At 67.6% G+C, this 20199-nt stretch carries 20 protein-coding genes; 7 read left to right on the top strand and 13 right to left on the bottom strand.

Going from position 1 to position 20199, the window contains the following annotated elements; translation table 11 throughout:
- Positions 1-38: 38 nt before the first annotated feature.
- The 6 genes from AC07WJ_RS00265 to fabI all read right to left on the bottom strand — a co-directional run bounded on the left by AC07WJ_RS00265 (position 39) and on the right by fabI (position 7629).
- Complete coding sequence (locus AC07WJ_RS00265) at positions 39-2084, bottom strand: hypothetical protein (RefSeq protein ID WP_494932523.1); 2046 nt, start codon at positions 2082-2084, stop codon at positions 39-41.
- A gap of 144 nt (positions 2085-2228) precedes the next feature.
- Complete coding sequence (locus tag AC07WJ_RS00260) at positions 2229-3395, bottom strand: acyl-CoA dehydrogenase family protein (RefSeq protein ID WP_494932522.1); 1167 nt, start codon at positions 3393-3395, stop codon at positions 2229-2231.
- Positions 3396-3421: 26 nt separating this feature from the next.
- Entirely contained in the window at positions 3422-4183 is a 762-nt protein-coding gene (locus AC07WJ_RS00255; protein ID WP_494932521.1) for an SDR family NAD(P)-dependent oxidoreductase, read from the bottom strand.
- 141 nt (positions 4184-4324) lie between these two features.
- Positions 4325-5452: a glutamate 5-kinase gene (proB, locus tag AC07WJ_RS00250; protein WP_494932520.1), complete on the bottom strand. Its 1128-nt coding sequence runs from the start codon at positions 5450-5452 to the stop codon at positions 4325-4327.
- A 166-nt stretch (positions 5453-5618) separates the two neighbouring features.
- On the bottom strand, positions 5619-6704 hold the full coding sequence (locus AC07WJ_RS00245; protein ID WP_494932519.1) for a BMP family ABC transporter substrate-binding protein: 1086 nt from the start codon (positions 6702-6704) through the stop codon (positions 5619-5621).
- A gap of 115 nt (positions 6705-6819) precedes the next feature.
- On the bottom strand, positions 6820-7629 hold the full coding sequence (gene fabI, locus AC07WJ_RS00240; protein WP_494932518.1) for an enoyl-ACP reductase FabI: 810 nt from the start codon (positions 7627-7629) through the stop codon (positions 6820-6822).
- A gap of 234 nt (positions 7630-7863) precedes the next feature.
- Between fabI and AC07WJ_RS00235 the strand changes: the two genes are divergently transcribed.
- Both AC07WJ_RS00235 and AC07WJ_RS00230 read left to right on the top strand, forming a co-directional pair.
- Complete coding sequence (locus tag AC07WJ_RS00235) at positions 7864-8595, top strand: autoinducer binding domain-containing protein (protein WP_494932517.1); 732 nt, start codon at positions 7864-7866, stop codon at positions 8593-8595.
- A 106-nt stretch (positions 8596-8701) separates the two neighbouring features.
- Positions 8702-9934, top strand: coding sequence for a hypothetical protein (locus AC07WJ_RS00230; RefSeq protein WP_494932516.1), 1233 nt, complete (start codon positions 8702-8704; stop codon positions 9932-9934).
- Positions 9935-9985: 51 nt separating this feature from the next.
- On the opposite strand, the gene AC07WJ_RS00225 is transcribed toward AC07WJ_RS00230, so the two are convergent.
- Both AC07WJ_RS00225 and AC07WJ_RS00220 read right to left on the bottom strand, forming a co-directional pair.
- Positions 9986-10963: a DnaJ C-terminal domain-containing protein gene (locus tag AC07WJ_RS00225; RefSeq protein WP_494932515.1), complete on the bottom strand. Its 978-nt coding sequence runs from the start codon at positions 10961-10963 to the stop codon at positions 9986-9988.
- A gap of 116 nt (positions 10964-11079) precedes the next feature.
- Positions 11080-11670 (bottom strand): RT0821/Lpp0805 family surface protein, encoded by a 591-nt coding sequence (locus AC07WJ_RS00220; RefSeq protein WP_494932514.1) that lies wholly within the window; start codon positions 11668-11670, stop codon positions 11080-11082.
- Between the two features lie 125 nt (positions 11671-11795).
- Here AC07WJ_RS00220 and pdxH point away from each other — a divergent pair, with 125 nt between their 5' ends.
- Positions 11796-12413 (top strand): pyridoxamine 5'-phosphate oxidase, encoded by a 618-nt coding sequence (gene pdxH, locus AC07WJ_RS00215; RefSeq protein ID WP_494932513.1) that lies wholly within the window; start codon positions 11796-11798, stop codon positions 12411-12413.
- 9 nt (positions 12414-12422) lie between these two features.
- On the opposite strand, the gene eutC is transcribed toward pdxH, so the two are convergent.
- Positions 12423-13193 (bottom strand): ethanolamine ammonia-lyase subunit EutC, encoded by a 771-nt coding sequence (gene eutC, locus AC07WJ_RS00210; RefSeq protein ID WP_494932512.1) that lies wholly within the window; start codon positions 13191-13193, stop codon positions 12423-12425.
- 5 nt (positions 13194-13198) lie between these two features.
- The gene (locus tag AC07WJ_RS00205) at positions 13199-14572 is read right to left on the bottom strand and encodes an ethanolamine ammonia-lyase subunit EutB (protein WP_494932511.1); all 1374 of its coding nucleotides are present in this window, start codon (positions 14570-14572) and stop codon (positions 13199-13201) included.
- Between the two features lie 100 nt (positions 14573-14672).
- On the opposite strand from AC07WJ_RS00205, the gene AC07WJ_RS00200 reads away from it, so the two are divergent.
- The gene (locus AC07WJ_RS00200) at positions 14673-15410 is read left to right on the top strand and encodes an SDR family NAD(P)-dependent oxidoreductase (RefSeq protein WP_494932510.1); all 738 of its coding nucleotides are present in this window, start codon (positions 14673-14675) and stop codon (positions 15408-15410) included.
- 286 nt (positions 15411-15696) lie between these two features.
- Here the strand turns inward: AC07WJ_RS00200 and AC07WJ_RS00195 are convergent, their stop codons facing one another.
- Entirely contained in the window at positions 15697-16509 is an 813-nt protein-coding gene (locus AC07WJ_RS00195) for a helix-turn-helix domain-containing protein (protein ID WP_494932509.1), read from the bottom strand.
- A 136-nt stretch (positions 16510-16645) separates the two neighbouring features.
- Between AC07WJ_RS00195 and AC07WJ_RS00190 the strand changes: the two genes are divergently transcribed.
- Positions 16646-17080: a hypothetical protein gene (locus AC07WJ_RS00190; protein WP_494932508.1), complete on the top strand. Its 435-nt coding sequence runs from the start codon at positions 16646-16648 to the stop codon at positions 17078-17080.
- Positions 17081-17148: 68 nt separating this feature from the next.
- Here the strand turns inward: AC07WJ_RS00190 and corA are convergent, their stop codons facing one another.
- A complete protein-coding gene (gene corA, locus AC07WJ_RS00185; RefSeq protein WP_494932507.1) occupies positions 17149-18126 on the bottom strand; it encodes a magnesium/cobalt transporter CorA in 978 nt (325 codons plus the stop codon).
- A gap of 175 nt (positions 18127-18301) precedes the next feature.
- Here corA and AC07WJ_RS00180 point away from each other — a divergent pair, with 175 nt between their 5' ends.
- A complete protein-coding gene (locus tag AC07WJ_RS00180; RefSeq protein WP_494932506.1) occupies positions 18302-18934 on the top strand; it encodes a LysE/ArgO family amino acid transporter in 633 nt (210 codons plus the stop codon).
- A gap of 108 nt (positions 18935-19042) precedes the next feature.
- On the opposite strand, the gene AC07WJ_RS00175 is transcribed toward AC07WJ_RS00180, so the two are convergent.
- Positions 19043-19222, bottom strand: a complete 180-nt coding sequence (locus AC07WJ_RS00175; protein ID WP_494932505.1) for a hypothetical protein — start codon at positions 19220-19222, stop codon at positions 19043-19045.
- Between the two features lie 326 nt (positions 19223-19548).
- Here AC07WJ_RS00175 and AC07WJ_RS00170 point away from each other — a divergent pair, with 326 nt between their 5' ends.
- The gene (locus AC07WJ_RS00170; protein WP_494932504.1) at positions 19549-20133 is read left to right on the top strand and encodes a L,D-transpeptidase; all 585 of its coding nucleotides are present in this window, start codon (positions 19549-19551) and stop codon (positions 20131-20133) included.
- The last annotated feature ends 66 nt before the right edge of the window (positions 20134-20199 follow it).

The raw sequence follows: 20199 nt of genomic DNA, 5'->3' as shown, positions 1-20199 counted from the left end.
TCACGGCGCCTGATCGTCTCCCGCTCGTCCGCGGCGGTTCAGGTCGGGCGCGCCTTTCCGGTCCGATGCTTGTTGATCAGCCGCAGCGTCTCGCGACCATAAGACGAGTCGTTCCAGCGCGCCGCGACCTGCGGCGTCAGCCAGGAGTCCAGCCGGGCCGGCTGGTTGCGGGCGAGGTGGAAAAGCGTCGTGCGCGCATAAAATGGCCGCGCATTGCCATAGTCGACGATGCTGCCGCTGGACTTGTCGGGCAGCCAGCTCTGTTCGACGACCGTCTTCAGGACCGCATCGTCTTCAGGATGATCGATCAGCAGATATAACAGCGCCGAACCGCCGGCCATCGCGTAGCGCTCCAGCCCGGCCAGGAACCAGTCCGCCTTCGGCCGATAGTTGGAATAGAGGTGCAGACCATAGGCCTGCATCGCCGCCGCGAGCCCGGCGCGATAGCGGCTGTTGCGGCTGCCGAAAGCCGCCAGTGCTTCGTGATCCTCGAGAGACAGGCGATCCTTGAAGACCACGGCCATCGCCGGCGGCAGATCGGGCAGCTCGAAATGCGCGGCGGCGGCCCCGCGCAAGCGCAGGTCCTCGAATGTGCCCAGCATCGCGAACACCTTGTCGGCCTTGGCGTCCGGCAAGGCCGAAACCTGTTTCAGCATCGCATCGCGGAAACCGGCCTTGACCGCGCGCCAGGCCAGACTGACGGCATCGCCATGCCCGTCCGCCCCGCCGAACCGGGGAAATGCCGGCTCCCAGCGGTTGTCGCGGCTGCCCTTGTCCCAGGTATATTCGATGGGCGGTGGCGCATGGTCCGCGATCAGTTCGACCGCCCGGGCGATATCGAAGGCCTCGGGATCGCGCGCGACATCATAGGCGAAGGCGTGGATATGCGGCGCATCGTTCAGCTGAGCGTCGCGGGTGAAATTGCGCGGAAACAACAGCGCGACGGGAATGGCATCGGTTTCGAACTGCAAGCGCGCCGCTTGCCACGGGGACCCGCCGAAGGCTTCGCTGGCGGCCATTTCCAGGTCGCCGTCCGAAGCGCGGTTGAACAGCCGCCGGAACCGCACCACCGGAGCGCCCGGCCTGATCGGCTGGCGAGAAATGCAGCAGCGCTTGTTGGCCTTGCCGGTCCAGACGCCGTCCTTCACCATGCAGAGCGGATTGATGGCGGGATCATCTCCCAGGAGCGGGCCCGGCAAATCCTCCATGAGAAAGCGCCGATAGTCCGGTGTCCGCGCCAATGCCTCCAGCCATTCATTCTGCCGCATCTCCTGCGTCCAGGCCATTTGCCGGGCAGATTCCAGGCTGAAACGCCACATCAGGTGATAGCCGCGGCGGACCAGCTGCCTTGCCGCCGCCAGCGCTTCGTCGAAGCGCCCCAGCACCGCCAGGACGCAGATGGCATTGAATTCGAAATGGCTGGTGTCGATCGCGGCGCTGGCCAGGTACCAGTGCAGCTCTTGCTCGATCAGCGGCATCGCCCGCCGCGGCGCTTCCGCCAGCAGCGCGCTTTCGACAAGACCGGCATGGAATGTCTGCACTTCGGCCAGGCGATGATCGAGCGGTCCGAGCGCCGACGTTTGCTCGTAACGGCTGAGCAGCCAGGCCGGGCCGATGCGGAACGGCCCGTAATCGCCGGTCCCGGGATGCGCCATCAGGGCGGCCACCGCCGGTTCGGCCGTCGATCCGTCTTCGCCGCGGGTGCGCATGTCCGCGCGGCACTGGTTCAACAGGCGCACGGCCTGGGCTTGGTCCTTCAACGCCAGCGCGGCGTCGATCAGCGGTCCGTACAGACAATGAAAGGCGACCAGCATGCGCCAGTTGCCCTCGCCCTTGCGGCCGGCGGGAGCCAGGGCGTCGCTCAGCTCATTGAACAAGGCGGCGACGCGATCCGGCATCCCTCGACGCAGCAATGCGCCCGCGCTCAGCATCGCCGCGAGGCCGACCAGCGGGGGTGGTGTCTGCGCCGGTTCGAGCACGTCCAGCTCGCGTGGTTGCCCGGCGAACGCCACCAGCGCCTGATCCGGGTCAACGGCGTCGAGACAGTCTCGGAGTTCGGCGGCAAGTCTCACCAGGTCGGCCAAACCATCCCTCGGCGTGTCAGGTCAAGGCTTCCGGCACATTACCCGGCTTTCTGATCCGAAGACGTAAATCCCTGCCTCAATCCGTCCGTGACGCGCGAAAAACCCGTCCGGCATCCCGCGCTCGCACCGGATCGCGTCGAGCGATCACGATGGTGGCGACGATCTGAAGTCGCGCTTGATCTTCTTGGCCAGCGACCATTTGTGCACTTCGGTCGGGCCGTCATAGATGCGGAAGGCGCGGACTTCGCGGAACACCTGCTCGACGATCGTGTCGCCGGAGACGCCGGCGCCGCCCATCACCTGGACGCAGCGGTCGGCGATCCGCATCAGCGCCTCCGACACCGCCACCTTGGCCATGGAGCTCTCGGCGGTGCCGAGCGAGCCGCCGTCGAGCACGCCGGCGCACCAGTCGATCATCAGCTCGGCCTGTTTCAGGTCGATCAGGTTCTCCGCCAGCATGAAGCCGACACCCTCGTGGTCGACGAGAACCTTGCCGAAGGCCTCGCGGCGGCAGGCATAATCGGTGGCGATCTCGTTGGCGCGAATGCAGGCGCCGAGCCAGCGCATGCAGTGCGACAGCCGCGCCGGCGACAGGCGCACCTGGGCATATTTGAAACCCTCGCCGCTGGCGCCGAGCATCTGGTCCGCGGCCACCCGCAAGCCCTCGATCGCGACCACCGCATGGCCGCCGGGCATCGAGTTGTCGATGGTGTCGAGCACCCGTTCGATGCGGATCGCCGGGTCCGGCAGATCGACCAGGAACATGCAGGCGCCGTCATCCGACTTCGCCATGACGATGCCGACCTTGGCGCCCTCCGCACCGGTGATGAAGGCCTTGCGGCCGTCGATGACCCAATGATTGCCATCGAGCCGGCAGCGCGTCTTCATCATCGAAGGGTCGGAGCCGGCGCCACCCTCGAGCGCCGGTTCGGTCATGAAGAAGGCGGACCGCGCCCGTCCCTCGACCAGGGGCTGGAGGAAACGCTGCTTCTGCGCCTCGCTGCCGACCTTGCCGAGCAGATACATGTTGCCCTCGTCGGGCGCCGCGGTGTTGCAGGCGATCGGCCCGAGCGGCGAGAGGCCGCTCATCCGCAGCACCAGCGCCGTCTCGCGTTGGCTGAGGTGGTCGCCATCCGCCAGGATATGCGGCGTCAGCACGTCCGCCGCCCGCGCCTTGCCGCGTAATTCCTCGACCAGGCCCTCGGATGGGCCATGCGGGCCGCAGCGGCCGTCGCGCTCGTAGGGCGCCACGACCTCGCGTACGAAAGCTTCGACCCTGGCGGCGATGGCCGTCGCGCGCTCGGATATCATGCCGGCCCCGTGCCCCGGAGCGGGGCTCATTTCGGCGCCATGCGGATGGCGCCGTCGAGGCGAATGGTCTCGCCGTTCAGCATCGGGTTGGTGATGATCGATTCGACCATCTGGGCATATTCGTCGGGATGGCCGAGGCGGGCGGGGAAGGGCACCTGCCGGCCGAGCGAATCCTGGGCCTCCTGCGGCAAGGACGCCAGCAGGGGCGTGAGGAACAGGCCGGGGGCAATGGTGACCACGCGAATGCCGTAGCGGGCCAGTTCCCGCGCGATCGGCAGCGTCATGCCGACAATGCCGCCCTTGGAGGCGGCATAGGCCGCCTGTCCGATCTGACCGTCGAAAGCCGCGACGCTCGCCGTGTTGACGACGACGCCGCGTTCCTCTCCGACCGGCTCGGCGGTGGCGAGGCGGGCAGCGAACTTGGACAGCACGTTGAACGTGCCCGAGAGGTTGATGGTGATGATCTTGGTGAAGTCGCCGAGCGGCAGGGCCGAGCCGTCACGGTTGATGACCTTGGCCGGCGGCCCGATGCCGGCGCAGTTGACCAGGATGCGGGCCTTGCCGTGCAGCCCTTCGGCCTCGGCGAGGGCGGCGTCTACGGCCGCCTCGTCGACCACGTTCACCTTGACGAAATGACCGCCGGTCTCGCGCGCCTTCTCGCGGCCGAGCTCCTCGTTCAGGTCGAAGATCGTCACCTTGGCGCCGGCCTTGGCGAGCCGTGAGGCGGTCGCGCCGCCGAGCCCCGAAGCGCCGCCCGTGACGATCGCGGCAATACCCTTTGCATCCATCGCTTATGTCCTCGCATGCGCCGGCCGCATCGAGAGGGACGACGACAGAACCATCTTTGAGTGTGTCTACTGCCGGGCAGGGTGCCCGCAGCCCGGGCCGGCGGTCAATCCCACCGAGCGGCGGATGGCGGTGGCGTCCGGCTATTCGGCGCCGAGCACCAGATCGTCCCGGTGCACCATGGCGGCGCGGCCCTTGTAGCCGAGGATCTCCTCGATGGCATGCGAGTTGCGGCCCATGATCTGGGCCGCCTCGATGCCGTCGAAGGCGACCAGGCCACGGCCGATCTCGGCGCCGTCGGCGCCGCGGATGACCACGGCGTCGCCGCGCTCGAAAGTGCCCTCGACCTTGCGCACGCCGGCGGGCAGCAGGCTTTTTCCCGCGCGCAGCGCCTCCACCGCGCCGGCGTCGAGCCAGAGCACGCCGCGTGGCTCGAGCGAACCGGCGATCCATTTCTTGCGACTGGTGATCGGCTGGGTCGGCGTCAGGAACCAGGTGCAGGGCCCACCGGCTTCGACCCGCCCGAGCGGATTGTCGAACTTGCCCGAGGCGATCACCATGGTGGTGCCGGCCGTGGTGGCGATCTTGCCGGCCTCGACCTTGGTGGTCATGCCGCCGCGCGACAGTTCGGAGGCGGCACCACCGGCCACGCTCTCGATCTCGCGCGTGATGCGCGGCACGACCGGGATCAGGGTCGCCTTGGGGTCGAGATGCGGCGGCGCCGTATAGAGCCCGTCGATATCGGAGAGCAGCACCAGGCAGTCCGCGCCGATCATGGTGGCGACGCGGGCCGCCAGCCGGTCATTGTCGCCGTAGCGGATCTCGTCGGTTGCCACCGTGTCGTTTTCGTTGACCACCGGCACGGCCTTGAAGCCGAGCAGGGTCTGAATGGTGTTGCGGGCGTTGAGGTAGCGCCGCCGCTCCTCGGTGTCGTGCAGGGTCAGCAGGATCTGGCCGGCGATGATCGCGTGGGCGCCGAGCACCTCCGACCAGGCCCGCGCCAGCGCGATCTGCCCGACCGACGCCGCGGCCTGGCTTTGCTCCAGATCGAGCGGGCCTTTCGGCAGTTTCAGGATGGTGCGGCCGAGCGCGATCGACCCGGACGACACGATCAGCATGTCGGCGCCGCGCGCGGCATGGCGGGCGACGTCGGCGGCGAGCGTCTCCAGCCAGGCGCGCTTCAGCTCGCCCTTCGCCGCGTCGACCAGGAGCGATGAGCCGATCTTCACGACGATGCGGCGGAAACCAGAAAGGATGGGCGTTGCGGTCACGGCCTGAAACACGAAGCCCGCGGCGCGGCGGCGCGGCGGCAGGACAAGGGATGCCGCGCATGCGGCTGGGTGGTCTTAGCCCGGATTTCGCCGGGCGGCCATGGCCGCGCTCGCCGTTGCGGCGGATGCCCGCCGCAACATCGGCGCCGCGCCGGCGCGGCCCGGCTCAGTTGGCGGCGGGCATCCGTTCGTCGATGCCGCGCACGTAGAAATTCATGCCCAGGATCTGCTCGTCCGACAGCACGCCATTGCCCTTGCATTCGACGGTCTGGCCGTCGGCGCGGACGACCGGACAGCGGAACGGCTGCAGCGTGCCGGCCTTGATGGCGGCTTCGGTCGCCTCCGCCTGCGCCCTCACCTCGGCCGGCATGTTGGTATAGGGCGCCATGTGCACGAGGCCGGTATTCAACCCGCCCCAGACGTCGCCCGAGGTCCAGGTGCCGTCGAGCATGGCCTTCACCCGGGCGGTGTAATAGGGCACCCAGTCGTTGACGATGGAGGTGAGCTGGGCCTTTGGACCGAAGCGGATCATGTCGGAATCCTGGCCGAAGGCGAAGATGCCGCGCTGCTCGGCGATCTGGATCGCGGCGGGCGAATCGGTGTGCTGCGAAATGATGTCGGCGCCCTGGTCGGCCAGCGCCTTGGCGGCGTCGGCTTCCTTGCCCGGATCGTACCAGGAATTGACCCAGACGATCTTGATCTTCAGGTCGGGCCGCACCGATTGGGCGCCGAGCATGAAGGCATTGATGCCGGAGACCACCTCGGGAATGGCGAAGGAGCCGATATAGCCGACCGTGCCGGTCTTCGACATGCGCGCGGCGATCTGGCCGAGAATGTAGCGGCCTTCGTAGAACCGGCCGGCATAGGTGGCGAGATTGGCCGAGCGCTTGAAGCCGGTGGCATGTTCGAACCGGACATTGGGATGGCGCTGGGCGACCCGGACGGTCGGGTCCATGAAACCGAAGGACGTGGTGAAGATCAGCCGGTGGCCGGTACGGGCGAGCTGCTCGATCACCCGTTCGGCATCCGGCCCTTCGGCGACCTTCTCGACGAAGGTGGTTTCGATCCGGTTGCCATAGGTCTGTTCGAGCTGGCGCCGCGCGACGTCGTGCTGGTAGGTCCAGCCATGGTCGCCGACCGGGCCGACATAGACGAAGCCGATCTTGAGCTTGTCCTGGGCATAGGCCGCGGCAAGGCCGACGGTGACGCCGACCGCGGCCACGGCCGCTGCGAGAAGTGTCCTGAGCTTCATGGGTCCTGTCCCGTCTCGTGCGGCCGGTTGCTGCCCGGTCGTCGGACGGGATCGTGGCGCGGCCGCGCACGATGATCAAGCGCCATCGGCTGCGTCATGTGCGGCCGAACCGGCGTCAGTCCTTGGCGACGGTGATGTCGGGCGCGTTCGGGTTCTTCATGCCGACGACGTGATAGCCGGCGTCGACATGGTGGATCTCGCCGGTGACGCCGCGCGAAAGATTCGACAGGAAATACATGCCGGCGTCACCGACCTCGTCGATGGTGACGGTGCGGCGCAGCGGCGAATTGTACTCGTTCCACTTCAGGATATAGCGGAAGTCGCCGATGCCGGAGGCCGCGAGCGTCTTGATCGGGCCGGCCGAGATGGCGTTGACGCGGATGTTCTTCTCGCCGAGATCGGCGGCGAGATAGCGCACGCTGGCCTCCAGCGCCGCCTTGGCGACGCCCATGACGTTGTAATGCGGCATCCATTTCTCGGCGCCGTAATAGGTCAGCGTCAACAGCGAGCCGCCATCGGTCATCAGCTTCTCGGCGCGCTGGGCGATCGCCGTGAAGGAATAGCAGGAGATCAGCAGCGACTTGGTGAAATTGCCTTCGGTGGTGTCGACATAGCGGCCGGTCAGCTCGTCCTTGTCGGAAAAGGCGATGGCGTGCAGCACGAAGTCGAGGCCGCCGAGCACCCTCTGGGTTTCGGCGAAGACCGCGTCGACCGAAGCATTGTCGGTGACGTCGCAATGGCCGACCACGTGGCCGCCCAGTTCGGCGGCGAGCGGCCTGACCCGCTTCTCCAGCGCTTCGCCCTGATAGGTGAAGGCGAGCTCGGCGCCCTGGGCGCGGCAGGCCTTGGCGATGCCCCAGGCAATAGATCGGTTGTTCGCCACCCCGAGAATGAGGCCGCGCTTGCCCTGCATGATGCCCGCCATGTGATCCTCGCCCGGCATTTCCAGAAAATGAGCCGGGAGCTATGCCATTGCCAGCCGGGCGGTGCAAGGCGCGGCCCCGTCCGGCGGCGCCTCCGGCTGAAATTCAGCGAGCCGGCAAGACATCGGGCCAGACAAGCAGGCAACTCATCCCGGCGGGCAAGCCGTCCCGGCTGGCCTGCGCGGGATGCCTTGCGATCGCCACGTCCTCCGATAGTGTCGGGATCGGGGGGCCGCATGGAGTTCGAGCCGGCGATCGTCGCAATCGAGCGCGCCAGGACGCTTGCGCAGCTGTCGGCGCTTCTCGTCGAATGGCGCGACGGCAGCGGGCTGGCCCATATCGTCTATCACGCCACCCATGTCCCGGCCGCGGACCGACCCAATCCGGTATTGTTGCTGACCTATGACGAGGCATGGGTGAAGCGCTACCTGGCGGAGGACTATTTCCGGATCGATCCGGTCGTCGCCGCCGGTCGGGCCGGCTTCTTGCCGGTCGACTGGCTGAGCGTCGATCACGAGACCTCGGCGGCGCGGCATTTCTTCGCCGAGGCCGAAAGCCACGGTGTCGGCCGGCACGGCTTCACCTCGCCGATCCGGGGGCCGCGCGGCGAGCGCGCGCTGTTCACCGTCACGTCGAACGAGACCGACCGGCATTGGCACAGGTGGCGCCATGCCTACCTGCGCGATTTCCATCTCATCGCGCATTATCTGCATGATCGGGCCATGGAGATCGCCGGCCTGCGCGCCGATCCGGCGATGCGTCCGCTGTCGCGCCGCGAGCGGCAATGCCTGCGGCAGGTGGCGCTGGGCCGGACACCCGGCGAGATCGCCCATGATCTGAAGGTCTCCGCGAGCGCCGTCCGGCTTTATCTCAAGTCGGCCTGCCGCAAACTGGGCTGCGCCACAGTCGAGCAAAGCGCGGTCAGGGCCACCGTGCTCGAGTTGATCGAATATAACGGGATTAACTGATCGTTAAGAAAAGTCCTTCGTAACATTTCGTTTCGACAGATTGCTCGAATCCCGGGCAATCCGGCATGATCTTGGCTGGCGTCTTCGGCAAGGGGCGAGGGAGCTCATGAGTACGATCGCGGCGAATACGACGGCCGATGCTTCGGCCTGGCTCCGCTCCGGTTCCGCCGCGGATGCCGTCTCGCCATCCAAGAGCGCCGCGTCCGACACCTCCGCTGCCGCCAAAGGCGGCAACGACCCTGCCGTCAGCATCGTTCTGTCCGATCAGGCGAAGGCGCGGCTCAAACAGCTGCAGGCGGGCCTGCAGGTGGCGCAGGACCTGCCGGTCTCTCTCGACGCGATGGTGCAGAAACGCACCGACGCTTTCGCCGCGACGCTCAACAAGGCCTTCGCCGCCCTGCAGATCCCGCTCGACGACGCGATCTCGCTGCAGGTCGACAAGTCCGGGCGGATCACCACGGACAGTCCCTACAAGAAGGCGATCGCGAAATATTTCGAGGACAATCCCGAGGCCGCCAAGGAATTCAAGGCGATCGCGTCGCTGAACGCCTTGCGCGCGACGCAGAAGGCGCTCGAGCTCTATAACGAGGAGCAGAAGGCGGCGCGCAACAAGGATGAGCAAAGTGCCGCCTTCGATCGCCACGCGACCCGTTCGCAGGCCATCCAGAAGCTGTCGGGCAGCTTCAGTCTGAAACAGGGCAAGCTCTCGTCGGCCGCGATGGACTATGTGATCGCCTCCGACCCGCGCAGCGATCGCGCCGCGCAGGCCGAGGCGGTCAAGGCCCAGGCCGACCGGGCGGCGTCGAAGGCGGCGGCCAGGAGCGCGCCCGATGATCCCGGCGCGGCGATCCTGCGCAAATATGGCAACCTGCCGCTGGCCGAGACATGGGCGGCCCAGGCACGCGCCGACAATATCGGGCTGCTGCAATCCGGTTTCGGCGACATCGACAAATGGGTCGGCTTCGCCAGGCAGATGCAGGCCGGGCAGGAGGTTTTCCTCTCGCCGGGCCGGGTCCCGAGCGACGACGAGAGCTTTCAGCAGGCGGTGAACCTGCAGATCGCCGGCCAGGTCATCAGCCTGGAGGACAGCGGCCGGACCGCCGACGCGCAGGCGCTGCGATCGGCCTTCGACGGCGGCACGATCAATATCAGGAAATCCACCGAGGTCGCCGATCTCAATCTGCGCTACGAGACCGTCCATTTCGCCGATGCGGGCGGCGGCGGCACGACCGGTTCCTGGGACATGAGGCCTACCGGCGCGGTCAAGGCCGCGCTCGACGGCGGCAATGCCATTGTCTTCGGCGCCGGTGATCGCGGCGCCTTCTACCTGACGTGGTGACCGCCTGGCCGGCCCGGCAAGGGTCGGCCAGTTCGCCGGCCTGATCCGCCGTCACAATCCGTCGCGCGGATCGGTCTTGCGCCGCTCCTTCAGGACGCGCGCGAAACCCTCGAGGTCGGCGCTCGGTTCCGGCAGCACGATGCGGGTGGTGACATAGAGATCGCCCGGCCCGTCGGCGCTGGCCAGCCCCTTGCCGCGCAGCCGGAAGCTCTTGCCCGACGGGGTCATGGCCGGCAGGGTCAGCTCCACCTCGCCGTCGAGCGTCGGCGCCCGCACCTTGCCGCCCAGGATCGCCTCGTCGAGCGCGATCGGCAGCTCGAGGCGGACATCCTTGCCCTCGGCGCGGAACGCCGGGTGCGGCTCGACCGTCACCACCACATAGGCGTCCCCGGCCGGCCGGCCGAGACTGGCCGGCTTGCCCTTGCCGCGCAGCCGCATGCGGTGGCCCTCGCGGGTTCCGGGCGGGATCTTGATGTCGACCGTTTCGCCCGACGGCAGCAGCACGCGCTGGGTCGCGCCGCGCGCCGCGTCGAGAAACGGCACGCGCACGGTCAGCGTCAGGTCTTCGCCCGCCGGTTGCGGTTCCGGCCCGAACGGGTCGGCGCCGCGCTGCTGCCGGCCACGTCCGGTCATGCCGGAGAGGATGTCGAAGAAGTCGTCGGAGCTCGGTCCGCCGCCGGCCTTGCGGCCGCCGGACCGCCGGAAACCCTCCTGCCCGAAGCTGAAGGTTTCGAAGATCGTGTCGCCGCCGGGTGCGCCGCCGCCGGGCCTGCCGCCGAAGCCTTCGAAGCCGGTAAAGCGCTGCTTGCCCTCGGCGTCGATCTCGCCGCGGTCGAACGATTTGCGCTTCGCCTCGTCCGACAACAGCTCATAGGCGTTGTTCAGCTCGGCGAAACGGTCCTGCGCCTTCGGGTCTTTCGGATTGGCATCCGGATGCAGGGCCTTGGCCTTTTTGCGGAAGGCTTTCTTGATGTCGTCGGCGCCCGCGGTGCGCGCGACGCCGATCACGTCATAGGGATCGCGTGCCATGATGGTCCTTGAAGATCGGCACGCCGGTGAGGCCATGCGATCCGTCGATGGTTTCAGTTGGCCTCAATGTGGGGATTGCGGCTGATGATGACAATGCGCGCCGAGGCTTTGCCGGTTCAGCTTCGCCGCCACGGCCTGAGTTCGAGCACCGCCCAGGGTCCCGTCGTGCGGCAGGCCCGCCCGTCGAACCAGACTTCCTTGCCGTCCTTGATGGCGCTGCCGAGGAAATCCCGGCAAGTGTGGCCGGACGTGCCGGTCGAACGCTGCAGCGCCGTCACCGTACCGCGCATGCCGCTCTGGCTGTTCTCCCAGGGAATGCTCGGCGTGTCGGCGCGGTCGGCGAGCGCCTCCAGCAGCACGCGCTTGGCGGCCTGCCAGTCGGCCTCGGGGATCGGCAGGGCACCGGCGGCGGCGTTCGCCGGTGCGGGTTCGGTGCCGCGGCGGATAGAGCCCGTCGTGACCGGGTCGGTCGCTTGGGCCGCGGCGGCGGCCTGGGTCGCGGCGGTTTCCGGCGCCGCGGCCGGGGCGCCGGCGGTCTGGGTCCCGGTGGCCTGGCTCGATTCGGGCGCCTGGGCGGCTGCCGGCGGCGGGGTCTGCGTGCGCTCCCACAGCGAAGGCAAGGTCATCGCGCAACCCGGCAAGGCCATCAGGGCAACGGCGATCGCCGCGAGGCGCGCGAGGCGGCTTTCGCATAGGAGGGAGCGCATGCGGGGGCTTGGGCAAGCCCCTTCCCTGACGCTATATGCTTGGCGAACGCCAAACGTCTCGCCCATACGCTTTCGACTCCGGAGCCCCATACCGCTCTGGGCGGAGTGAACAACGGAGTTGGTTAATGTCAGGTTCGGATCAAGCGGAATTCAGCGAGGCCGATGAACCCTTCGACCTGTTCGCCCGATGGATGGCCGACGCCGTCAGGTCCGAGCCCAATGATCCCAATGCCATGGCTCTCTCGACCGTCGATGCCGACGGCCTGCCCAATGTCCGCATGGTGCTGCTGAAGGGCGTCGATTCCAGCGGCTTCGTCTTCTACACCAACACCGAAAGCCAGAAGGGCGTCGAGCTCCTGGGCGCCGGCAAGGCGGCGGTGGTGTTTCACTGGAAGTCCCTGCACCGCCAGGTCCGGGTGCGTGGCCCGGTCGAACGGGTTTCCGACGCCGAGGCCGATGCCTATTTCGCATCGCGGGCGCGCGCCAGCCGGATCGGCGCCTGGGCGAGCCAGCAGTCGCGGCCGCTGGAAACCCGCTTCGCCCTAGAAAAGGCCGTGGCGCTCTACACCGCCAAATATGCCATTGGCGAGGTGCCGCGCCCGCCGCACTGGACCGGTTTCCGCATTCTGCCGACCTATCTGGAGTTCTGGCACGACCGGCCGTTCCGCCTGCACGACCGCGTGGTGTTCCGCCGCGATCGGCCGGCAGGGCCGTGGACGACCAAAGAGCGGCTCTATCCCTGACCCGGCGGCTCAGCCGATGAGCGCCGGCGGCGTGCCGCCCGGCGAGAGCAGGAGATCGCTCTCGTCCTTCAGGCGGATGCCGGTGAGTTTCCGCCTGAGCGCCTCGGCAATGAGCCAGGTGAGCTTGAAGGCGGCGTTGTCCGCCGGCAATCCGCCGGCCCGGATGTTCGAGACGCAATTGCGTTCGGCATCGTGGCGGCCAGCCCTGGCGTCGAAGGTGAGGTAGGCGCCGAGACTGTCGGGTGCCGACAATCCCGGCCGCTCGCCGATCAGCACGAGCACCGCCTTGGCGCGGAGCCGCGCGGCGATGACGTCGCCGAGCGCCACCCGTGCACCCGCCGCCACCACCGCCGGCGCCAGGCTGATGCCGGCGGATGCCAGGCGCGGCAGCAGCGCGGCGACCAGCGCCAGCGCGTTGGCCTCGACGGCGGTCGCCGACAGGCCGTCGGCGATGACGAGGGCGAGATCCGCCGGCGCCGCGGCCGCGGCATCGAGCGCCAGCCCCGACGCGGCGGCGAGTTGGCGACCCCAGTCCGGACGCCGGAGATAGGCTGCGCGGTCGCGCGCCAGGCTTTCCACCACGATGGCCGTCAGGCCGAGAGCCGTGAGGCCGGAAACGATCCGCTGCGGCTCGAACGGCGCATGCACGGCATCGCGCGCCTTGGCATGGGCCAGCGCGAAAGCCAGCACTTCGCTGGTCGGCAGCGAGCCGCCGGTCCGGCCGATGGCGATGCGCGCCGGCGTGCGGGCGGACAGATGCGACCAGGGATCGCGTGCCATGCCGGTTACTCCGCGGCGATCAGCCGATGGCCGGGGCGGGCCGGCAGCAGATGGCCGGCCGCATCGGTCAGGTCGAGCGATTGCAGCCAGGCTTCGAATTCCGGAGCGCGTTTCAGCCCGAACACCTCGCGGACATAAAGCGCGTCGTGGAACGAGGTCGACTGATAGTTCAGCATGACGTCGTCGGCGCCCGGAACGCCCATGATATAGGAGACGCCGGCGGCCGCGAGGCAGGTCAGGAGCGTGTCCATGTCGTCCTGGTCGGCCTCGGCATGGTTGGTGTAGCAGACGTCGCAGCCGAGCGGCACGCCCATCAGCTTGCCGCAGAAATGGTCCTCCAGCCCGGCCCGCAGGATCTGCTTGCCGTCATAGAGATATTCCGGGCCGATGAAGCCGACCACGGTATTGACCAGCAAGGGCGAGAAGGCGCGCGCCACCGCCTGCGCGCGGGCCTCCAGGGTCTGCTGGTCGACGCCGTGATGGGCGCCCGCCGACAGCGCGGTGCCCTGGCCGGTCTCGAAATACATGACATTGTCGCCGAGCGTGCCGCGTTTCAGCGAGCGTGCCGCCTCCAGCCCCTCCTTCAGCACCGCCAGCGTGACGCCGAAGGTCGCATTGGCGCGCTCGGTGCCGGCGACCGACTGGAACACCAGGTCGACGGGCACGCCGCGATTGATCAGTTCGATCGACGAGGTGACGTGGGTCAGCACGCAGCCCTGGGTCGGGATGGCGTGGCGCTGGATGATGTCGTCGATGAGTTTCAGGAGATCGCCGATGACCGGCAGCGAATCGGAGGCCGGATTGATGCCGATGGTGGCGTCGCCGGCGCCATACATCAGGCCGTCGACGATCGAGGCGGCGATGCCGTCGACATCGTCCGACGGATGGTTCGGCTGCAGGCGCACCGCCATGGTGCCGGCAAGCCCGATGGTGTTGCGGAAGCGGGTCACCACCCGGCATTTCCGGGCGGCCAGGATCAGGTCCTGGTTGCGCATCAGCTTCGATACGGCCGCCGCCACCTCGGGCGTGATGCCGGGGGCAAGGTCGGCCAGCACGGCGGATGTCGCCTGGTCGGACAGAAGCCAGTCGCGGAATGCGCCCACCGTCAGGCTGGCAACCGGGGCGAAGGCGCGGCCGTCATGGCTGTCGAGGATCAGCCGGGTCACCTCGTCGTCGTCATAGGGGATCAGCGGTTCCGCCAGGATCGCCTTCAGCGGCACGTCGGCGAGCGCCAGCTTGGCCGCGACACATTCCTCCTGGTTCGCCGCGGCGATGCCGGCGAGCTGATCGCCCGAGCGGATCGGCGTCGCCTTGGCCATGAGATCCCGCAGATCGGCGAAGACATGGCCGGTGCCGCCGATGGTCGCGCGAAACGCCATTGCATCTCCTGATCGTGTATCCACCTGTCGCCAATATGCTCTATGGAGTGTAGCCGACCGACCGCCTCGGTCCATTCCAGAATGCTCAGGGAACGCGACCTTGAACCAGCCTCGTCGAACCCTTCTCCTGACCGGTGCCAGCCGCGGCATCGGCCACGCGACCGTCAAGCGCTTTTCCTCCGCGGGATGGCGGGTGATCACCTGTTCACGCCAGGCCTTTCCGGAAAACTGCCCCTGGGAAATGGGTCCGGAGGATCACATCCAGGTCGATCTCGCCGATCCCGCCGATACCGAGCGCGCCATCGACGATATCCGGGCGCGGCTGACCGGCGGCCGGCTGGAGGCCCTGGTCAACAATGCCGGCATTTCGCCGAAGGCCGAGGCCGGTGGCCGGCTCGATTCGCTGCACACGCCGCTGACCGTCTGGCAGCAGGTGTTCCAGGTGAACTTCTTCTCGTCGATCCTTTTGGCGCGCGGCCTGCTGGCCGAGCTGAAGGAAGCCAAGGGCTCGATCGTCAACGTCACCTCGATCGCCGGTTCCCGGGTGCATCCCTTCGCCGGCGCGGCTTACGCCACCTCGAAAGCCGCCTTGGCCGGCCTGACCCGCGAAATGGCGGCCGATTTCGCGCCGCACGGCATCCGGGTCAATGCCATCGCGCCGGGTGAGATCGACACCTCCATCCTGTCGCCGGGCACCGACAAGATCGTCGAACAGATCCCGATGCGCCGGCTCGGCACGCCCGACGAGGTGGCCAAGATCATCTATGTCCTGTGCACCGAGACCTCGAGCTATCTCAACGGCGCCGAGATCCACATCAATGGCGGCCAGCACGTCTGACCGGGTCGGCGCTGCGCCGATGGGCCTTGGGGGGAATCGCCAATTGAAGTTGCATGCATGCCGAATGGCCGTTCTTTATGCGCAGCCGGGCTGACGTCGTGGATATCAGGGACAAGCCCGGCCGAGACGAGAAGTGCATTCGAGGGGGGCTGGACCGACCGTTACAACAGGCATGGCTTGGTCTGGGACGGTGTGAGGCCCACCCATCGTCTTGCCCGGGCTTGTCCCTGATATCCACGACTTGTTCGCACCGAAATCGACCGCTCACAATCAATGTGCAGCAGTACTAAGCCGCCTCCTCGGCGAGCCGGCGCAGGGCCTCGCCGGTGGCCGCGTCGGCCGGCAGGAAGGCCTCGATCGCCAGTTCCGCCAGCGTCACGTCGATCGGCGTGCCGAACACCGTAGTGGTGCTGACGAAGCTGAGCGTGCCGGCCGAGGTCTTCAGCCGCAGCGGCACGAACAGCTCGTGCGCCTCCTGGCCGCGGCCCGGGCGCGGCGGCGCCAGCGGCACCGGATAGGCCGAGGCCTCACGGTTCAGCTCCTCCAGCACCGGATCGGCGGTGATCTCGATCTGGCGCCTGAGGCGCGCCAGGAGATGGGCCCGCCATTCCGCGAAATTCTCGATTCGCGGCGCCAACCCGCGCGGATGCAGGCCGAGCCGCAGCACGTTGATCGGCGGCGTGATCAAGGCCTCGTCGCAGCCTTCGAGGAAGGGGGCGATGGCATTGTTGCTGGCGACCAGGGTCCAGTGCCGGTCGATGGCGACCGCCGGATAGGGCTCGTGGCCGGCCAGCACGATATCGATCGCCCGGCGCGCGGCGGCGATCGCGGGGTCGTCGAGCCGGCGCTCCGGGAAGATCGGCGCGAAACCCGCCGCCACCAGCAGCACGTTGCGCTCGCGCAGGGGAATCTCGAGCTGCTCGGCCAGATGCAGGATCATCTCGCGGCTCGGCGCGGCGCGTCCGGTCTCGACGAAACTGAGATGGCGGGTGGAGATGTCGGCCTCCGAGGCGAGATCGAGCTGGCTCAGGCGACGACGCTGGCGCCATTCGCGCAGGTGATCACCGATGGGGCGGGCGGCGGAGCTTTGTACGTTCATGGCGCCACCATAGCCGCGCCGGTCCGGCCGAACCAATGACCCCGGAGGTAATCGACCTGCGGCGGCTTTGTCCCGAGGATGGCCTGGTCAACGGATCGGCGGGCCGGTCCGCAACAGAAAACCTCAGGAGACCACGATGTCGTCCGTCGCCAATGCCTCGGTCCTCAATTCGATCTTCCGCACCGGCAACCCGGTGACCCTGCTGCGCCGGGTGCTCGCGGTCGATGCCGTCAGCAGCGGCGCCATGGGCGTCATGCTCATCCTCGGCGCCGGCCTGCTCGAGTCCTTGCTCGCCATTCCGAAGCTCCACCTGATGGTGGCGGGCGCGATCCTCGTGCCGTTCGCGCTGGGTGTCGGCTTCGTCGCCGCTCGCGCCGAACTCAGCCGCAAGGCGATCTGGGCGATCGTCGCGATCAACGCCTTGTGGGTGATCGAGAGCTTCGCGCTCATGTTTGCCGGCGCGATCAGCCCGAACCTCCTGGGCATGGCCTTCGTCACCGCGCAGGCGGTGTTCGTCGCCGTGATGGCCGAACTCCAGGTGATGGGCCTGAAGCTCCACGCCCGAGGCTGATGCCGGCCGATCCCGCGGAGCCGGCGCCGGGCCGGTTCCGCGGCGGACCCGGTCTTGCCCGTTCCGGGCTAGAGCCAGCCCTTCTTGCGGAACCACATATAGGGCAGCACGCCGGAGACCACCATCAGCACCATGGCCATCGGATAGCCCAGGTCCCAGCCGAGCTCCGGCATCTGCTTGAAGTTCATGCCGTAGATCGTGCCGACCAGTGTCGGCGGCATGAACACCACCGACAGCACGGCGAAGATCTTGACGATGTTGTTCTGCTCGATGCCGATCAGGCCGAGCACGGCATCGAGCAGGAAGGTGATCTTGTTGGCCAGCGAATCGCAATGCTGGGTCAGCGATTCGACGTCGCGACTCTGGCTCTTCAACAGCGCCCGGACGTCCTTCGAGACCTTGTTGCCTTCGATCTCGGTCGCCAGGAACAGCAGCAGCCGGTTGATCGAGACCAGGCTTTCACGCGCCTTCGAGACCAGCTCTCCCTTGGTGCCCAGTGTCTGCAGCACGTCCTGGAAGGTTTCGGAAGCCGCCCGCGTGTGAGCCTGGCGGCCGGTGAAGATCCGGCCCGAGGCCTGTTCGATCTCCTCGCCGACCCGCTCCAGGATGTCGGCGATGCGGTCGACGATGGTGTCGAGCAAGCCGGTCATGATCGCTTCGGGCGTGGCCTGCACCGCGCCCTGCTTCTGCGCCCGGTTGAGGAACAGGTTGATCGGCTTCGGCGTATCGTAGCGCACCGTGATCAGCCGTGTCGGCGACAGCACGAAGGAGATCTGGGTCAGCTTGGGGGCGCCGAGCTCGGTATTGCACAGGAGCGTCGCCGTCATGTAGCGCACGCCGTGATCGACATAGAGCCGGCTCGACGGCTCGATCTCCAGCATCTCCTCGCGTGTCGGGATCTCGATGCCCAGGCACTTTTCCAAAAGCTTGTCTTCGCCCTGCACCGGCTGCAGCAGGTCGACCCATTTGACATTGGGCGGCACCGCGTCGGCGGTGGCCTCGATCCGAACGAGAGCCTCGTTCTCCACTCCATAGGCATTAAACATGGCTCAAGCTCCGAAGGCGTCGGCTGGGCTTGCCTAGCGCACTTCGCGCCGGCCTGGGAACCCGCGCGGGACAAGAAAGCGTGACGATGACGCCACCATGACAGCCGCGCCGGCAAATCGATCCGGCGCGCGCTGGGTTGCAAGCCCCGCTCCCGGCCCGTAATCGGGGCGGATCATGCAGGCATACCCTCTTCTCGAAGCGGCCCTGACCGGTTTCCTGATCGGCCTCGGGCTAATCGTCGCCATTGGCGCCCAGAACGCTTTCGTCCTGCGCCAGGGGTTGATGCACCGGCATGTCCTGGCGGTGACCACGGTCTGCGCGCTGTCGGACGCCCTGTTGATCGTCGCGGGCGTCGCCGGCCTCGGCACGCTGGTGCAATCCTCGCCCAGGCTGCTGACGGTTGCGACGCTCGGCGGTGCGGCCTTCCTCGCCGTCTATGGCCTGCTTGCCGCGCGCCGCGCGCTTCATCCCGGTGTGCTGGTCGCGGCTGGCGACGGATCCGGCAAGGGGCTGAAGGCGACGCTCGCCGCCGCCCTCGCCTTCACCTTCCTGAACCCGCATGTCTATCTCGACACGGTGGTTCTGGTCGGCAGCCTGTCGGGCCAGTTTTCCGGAGCCGCCAGATGGGCCTTCGCCGCCGGCGCGATGATCGCCTCGGCGCTCTGGTTCTACGGCCTCGGCTTCGGCGCCCGCCTGGTCGCCCCGGTCTTCGCCCGTCCCGGCGCCTGGCGCGTGCTCGACGGATTGATCGCGCTGGTGATGTGGGCGATCGCCCTGAGCCTCGTCGCGAGCTGGCGCGGGGCCTGAGCGAAAAAAAAGGCCGGTCTTGCGACCGGCCTTGGGAGTGGTTCAGGAGAGATATGGGAGGTAGGCACTGCGGCCGGCCGAAACCGGGTCTTCGAAGATCAATCCCAATCAGTCGACGAAGTCTTCGAATTTACGCGGCGCCGGCGTCACCGGTGCTGCAGGTTTCGAAGCTTTCGCCGAAGAAGTGGCGGCGGAAACGGCCGATATGCCGATCCGACGATAGTGCGCGGCGAGCTTGTCGCCTGAGGCCTCGGCAGCGGCAACAACGGCCGTCGGGGCGGAAGTCATCGGGTCCGATCTCCATTTGCGCGGCACGTGCTTGCATGGGGCAGCGCCGACGGGCCGAGTTCTAGGAGGGCGATGAGGCGGCCATTGGTTCCGATCATGGAGGGATCGTGGCGGCCCAAGGCTCTCTTCGCGGCAACGGGCGCATGCTTGACGTGGCGCGGCATGGCAGAAATGCAACAGAGCCGGGCATTAGCCGGCCTTTCGTAATCTGGCCCGTTGACCAAAAGTCACGTCTTCGCCACAAGAATTACAGACTGCTCACCATGAATTCGCGCGCTGGCCCGGTCGCCGCCTCGCGTCCTGTTGCATTTTGAAAGGACATCGGCATGCGGTGGGGCTTCCTCGCATTGGCTGCGTTGGCGTTGGCGGGCTGCAACAACCAGACGGTCAACGCCGTCCGGCCGATTTCCGAGCGTGACGCGACCTTGATGGCGCAAGGGCCGCAGGTCGAGATGGACTACTGGCGCATGCCGCTCCGGGTGCCCTATCGCACCACCGAAGCGCCCGGCACGATCATCGTCGAGACCGCGTCGAAGCATTTGTTCCTGGTCGAGGAGGGCGGTTCCGCCATTCGCTATCAGGTGGCTGTCGGCAACGAAGCCTTTGGCTGGACTGGTGCGGCGATCATTCAGCGCAAGGCCGAATGGCCGAGCTGGACGCCGCCGGCCGAGATGCGCCGCCGCTGGCCGCAATTGCCCGCCTTCATGGAAGGTGGCCCGCAAAACCCGATGGGATCGCGCGCGCTCTACCTCTACCAGAACGGCCGCGACACGCTTTATCGCATCCATGGCACCAATTCGCCGCTGCAGATCGGCGAGGCGGTGTCGTCGGGCTGCATCCGCATGCACAACGAACATGCGGTCGACCTGTTCAACCGCGTGCCGGTGGGAACCAAGGTGATCGTGCGCTGACACGAAGCCCAGGCCGGCGGGATCGAGCGATCGCGACCGGGCTGACATGACGAAGGCGGCCCTTGG

Source organism: Phreatobacter sp. GW821-FHT04C01 (assembly GCF_059420385.1).
The sequence above is the reverse complement of the archived record's forward strand: the minus strand, read 5'-3'. Positions and strand labels throughout refer to the sequence as shown.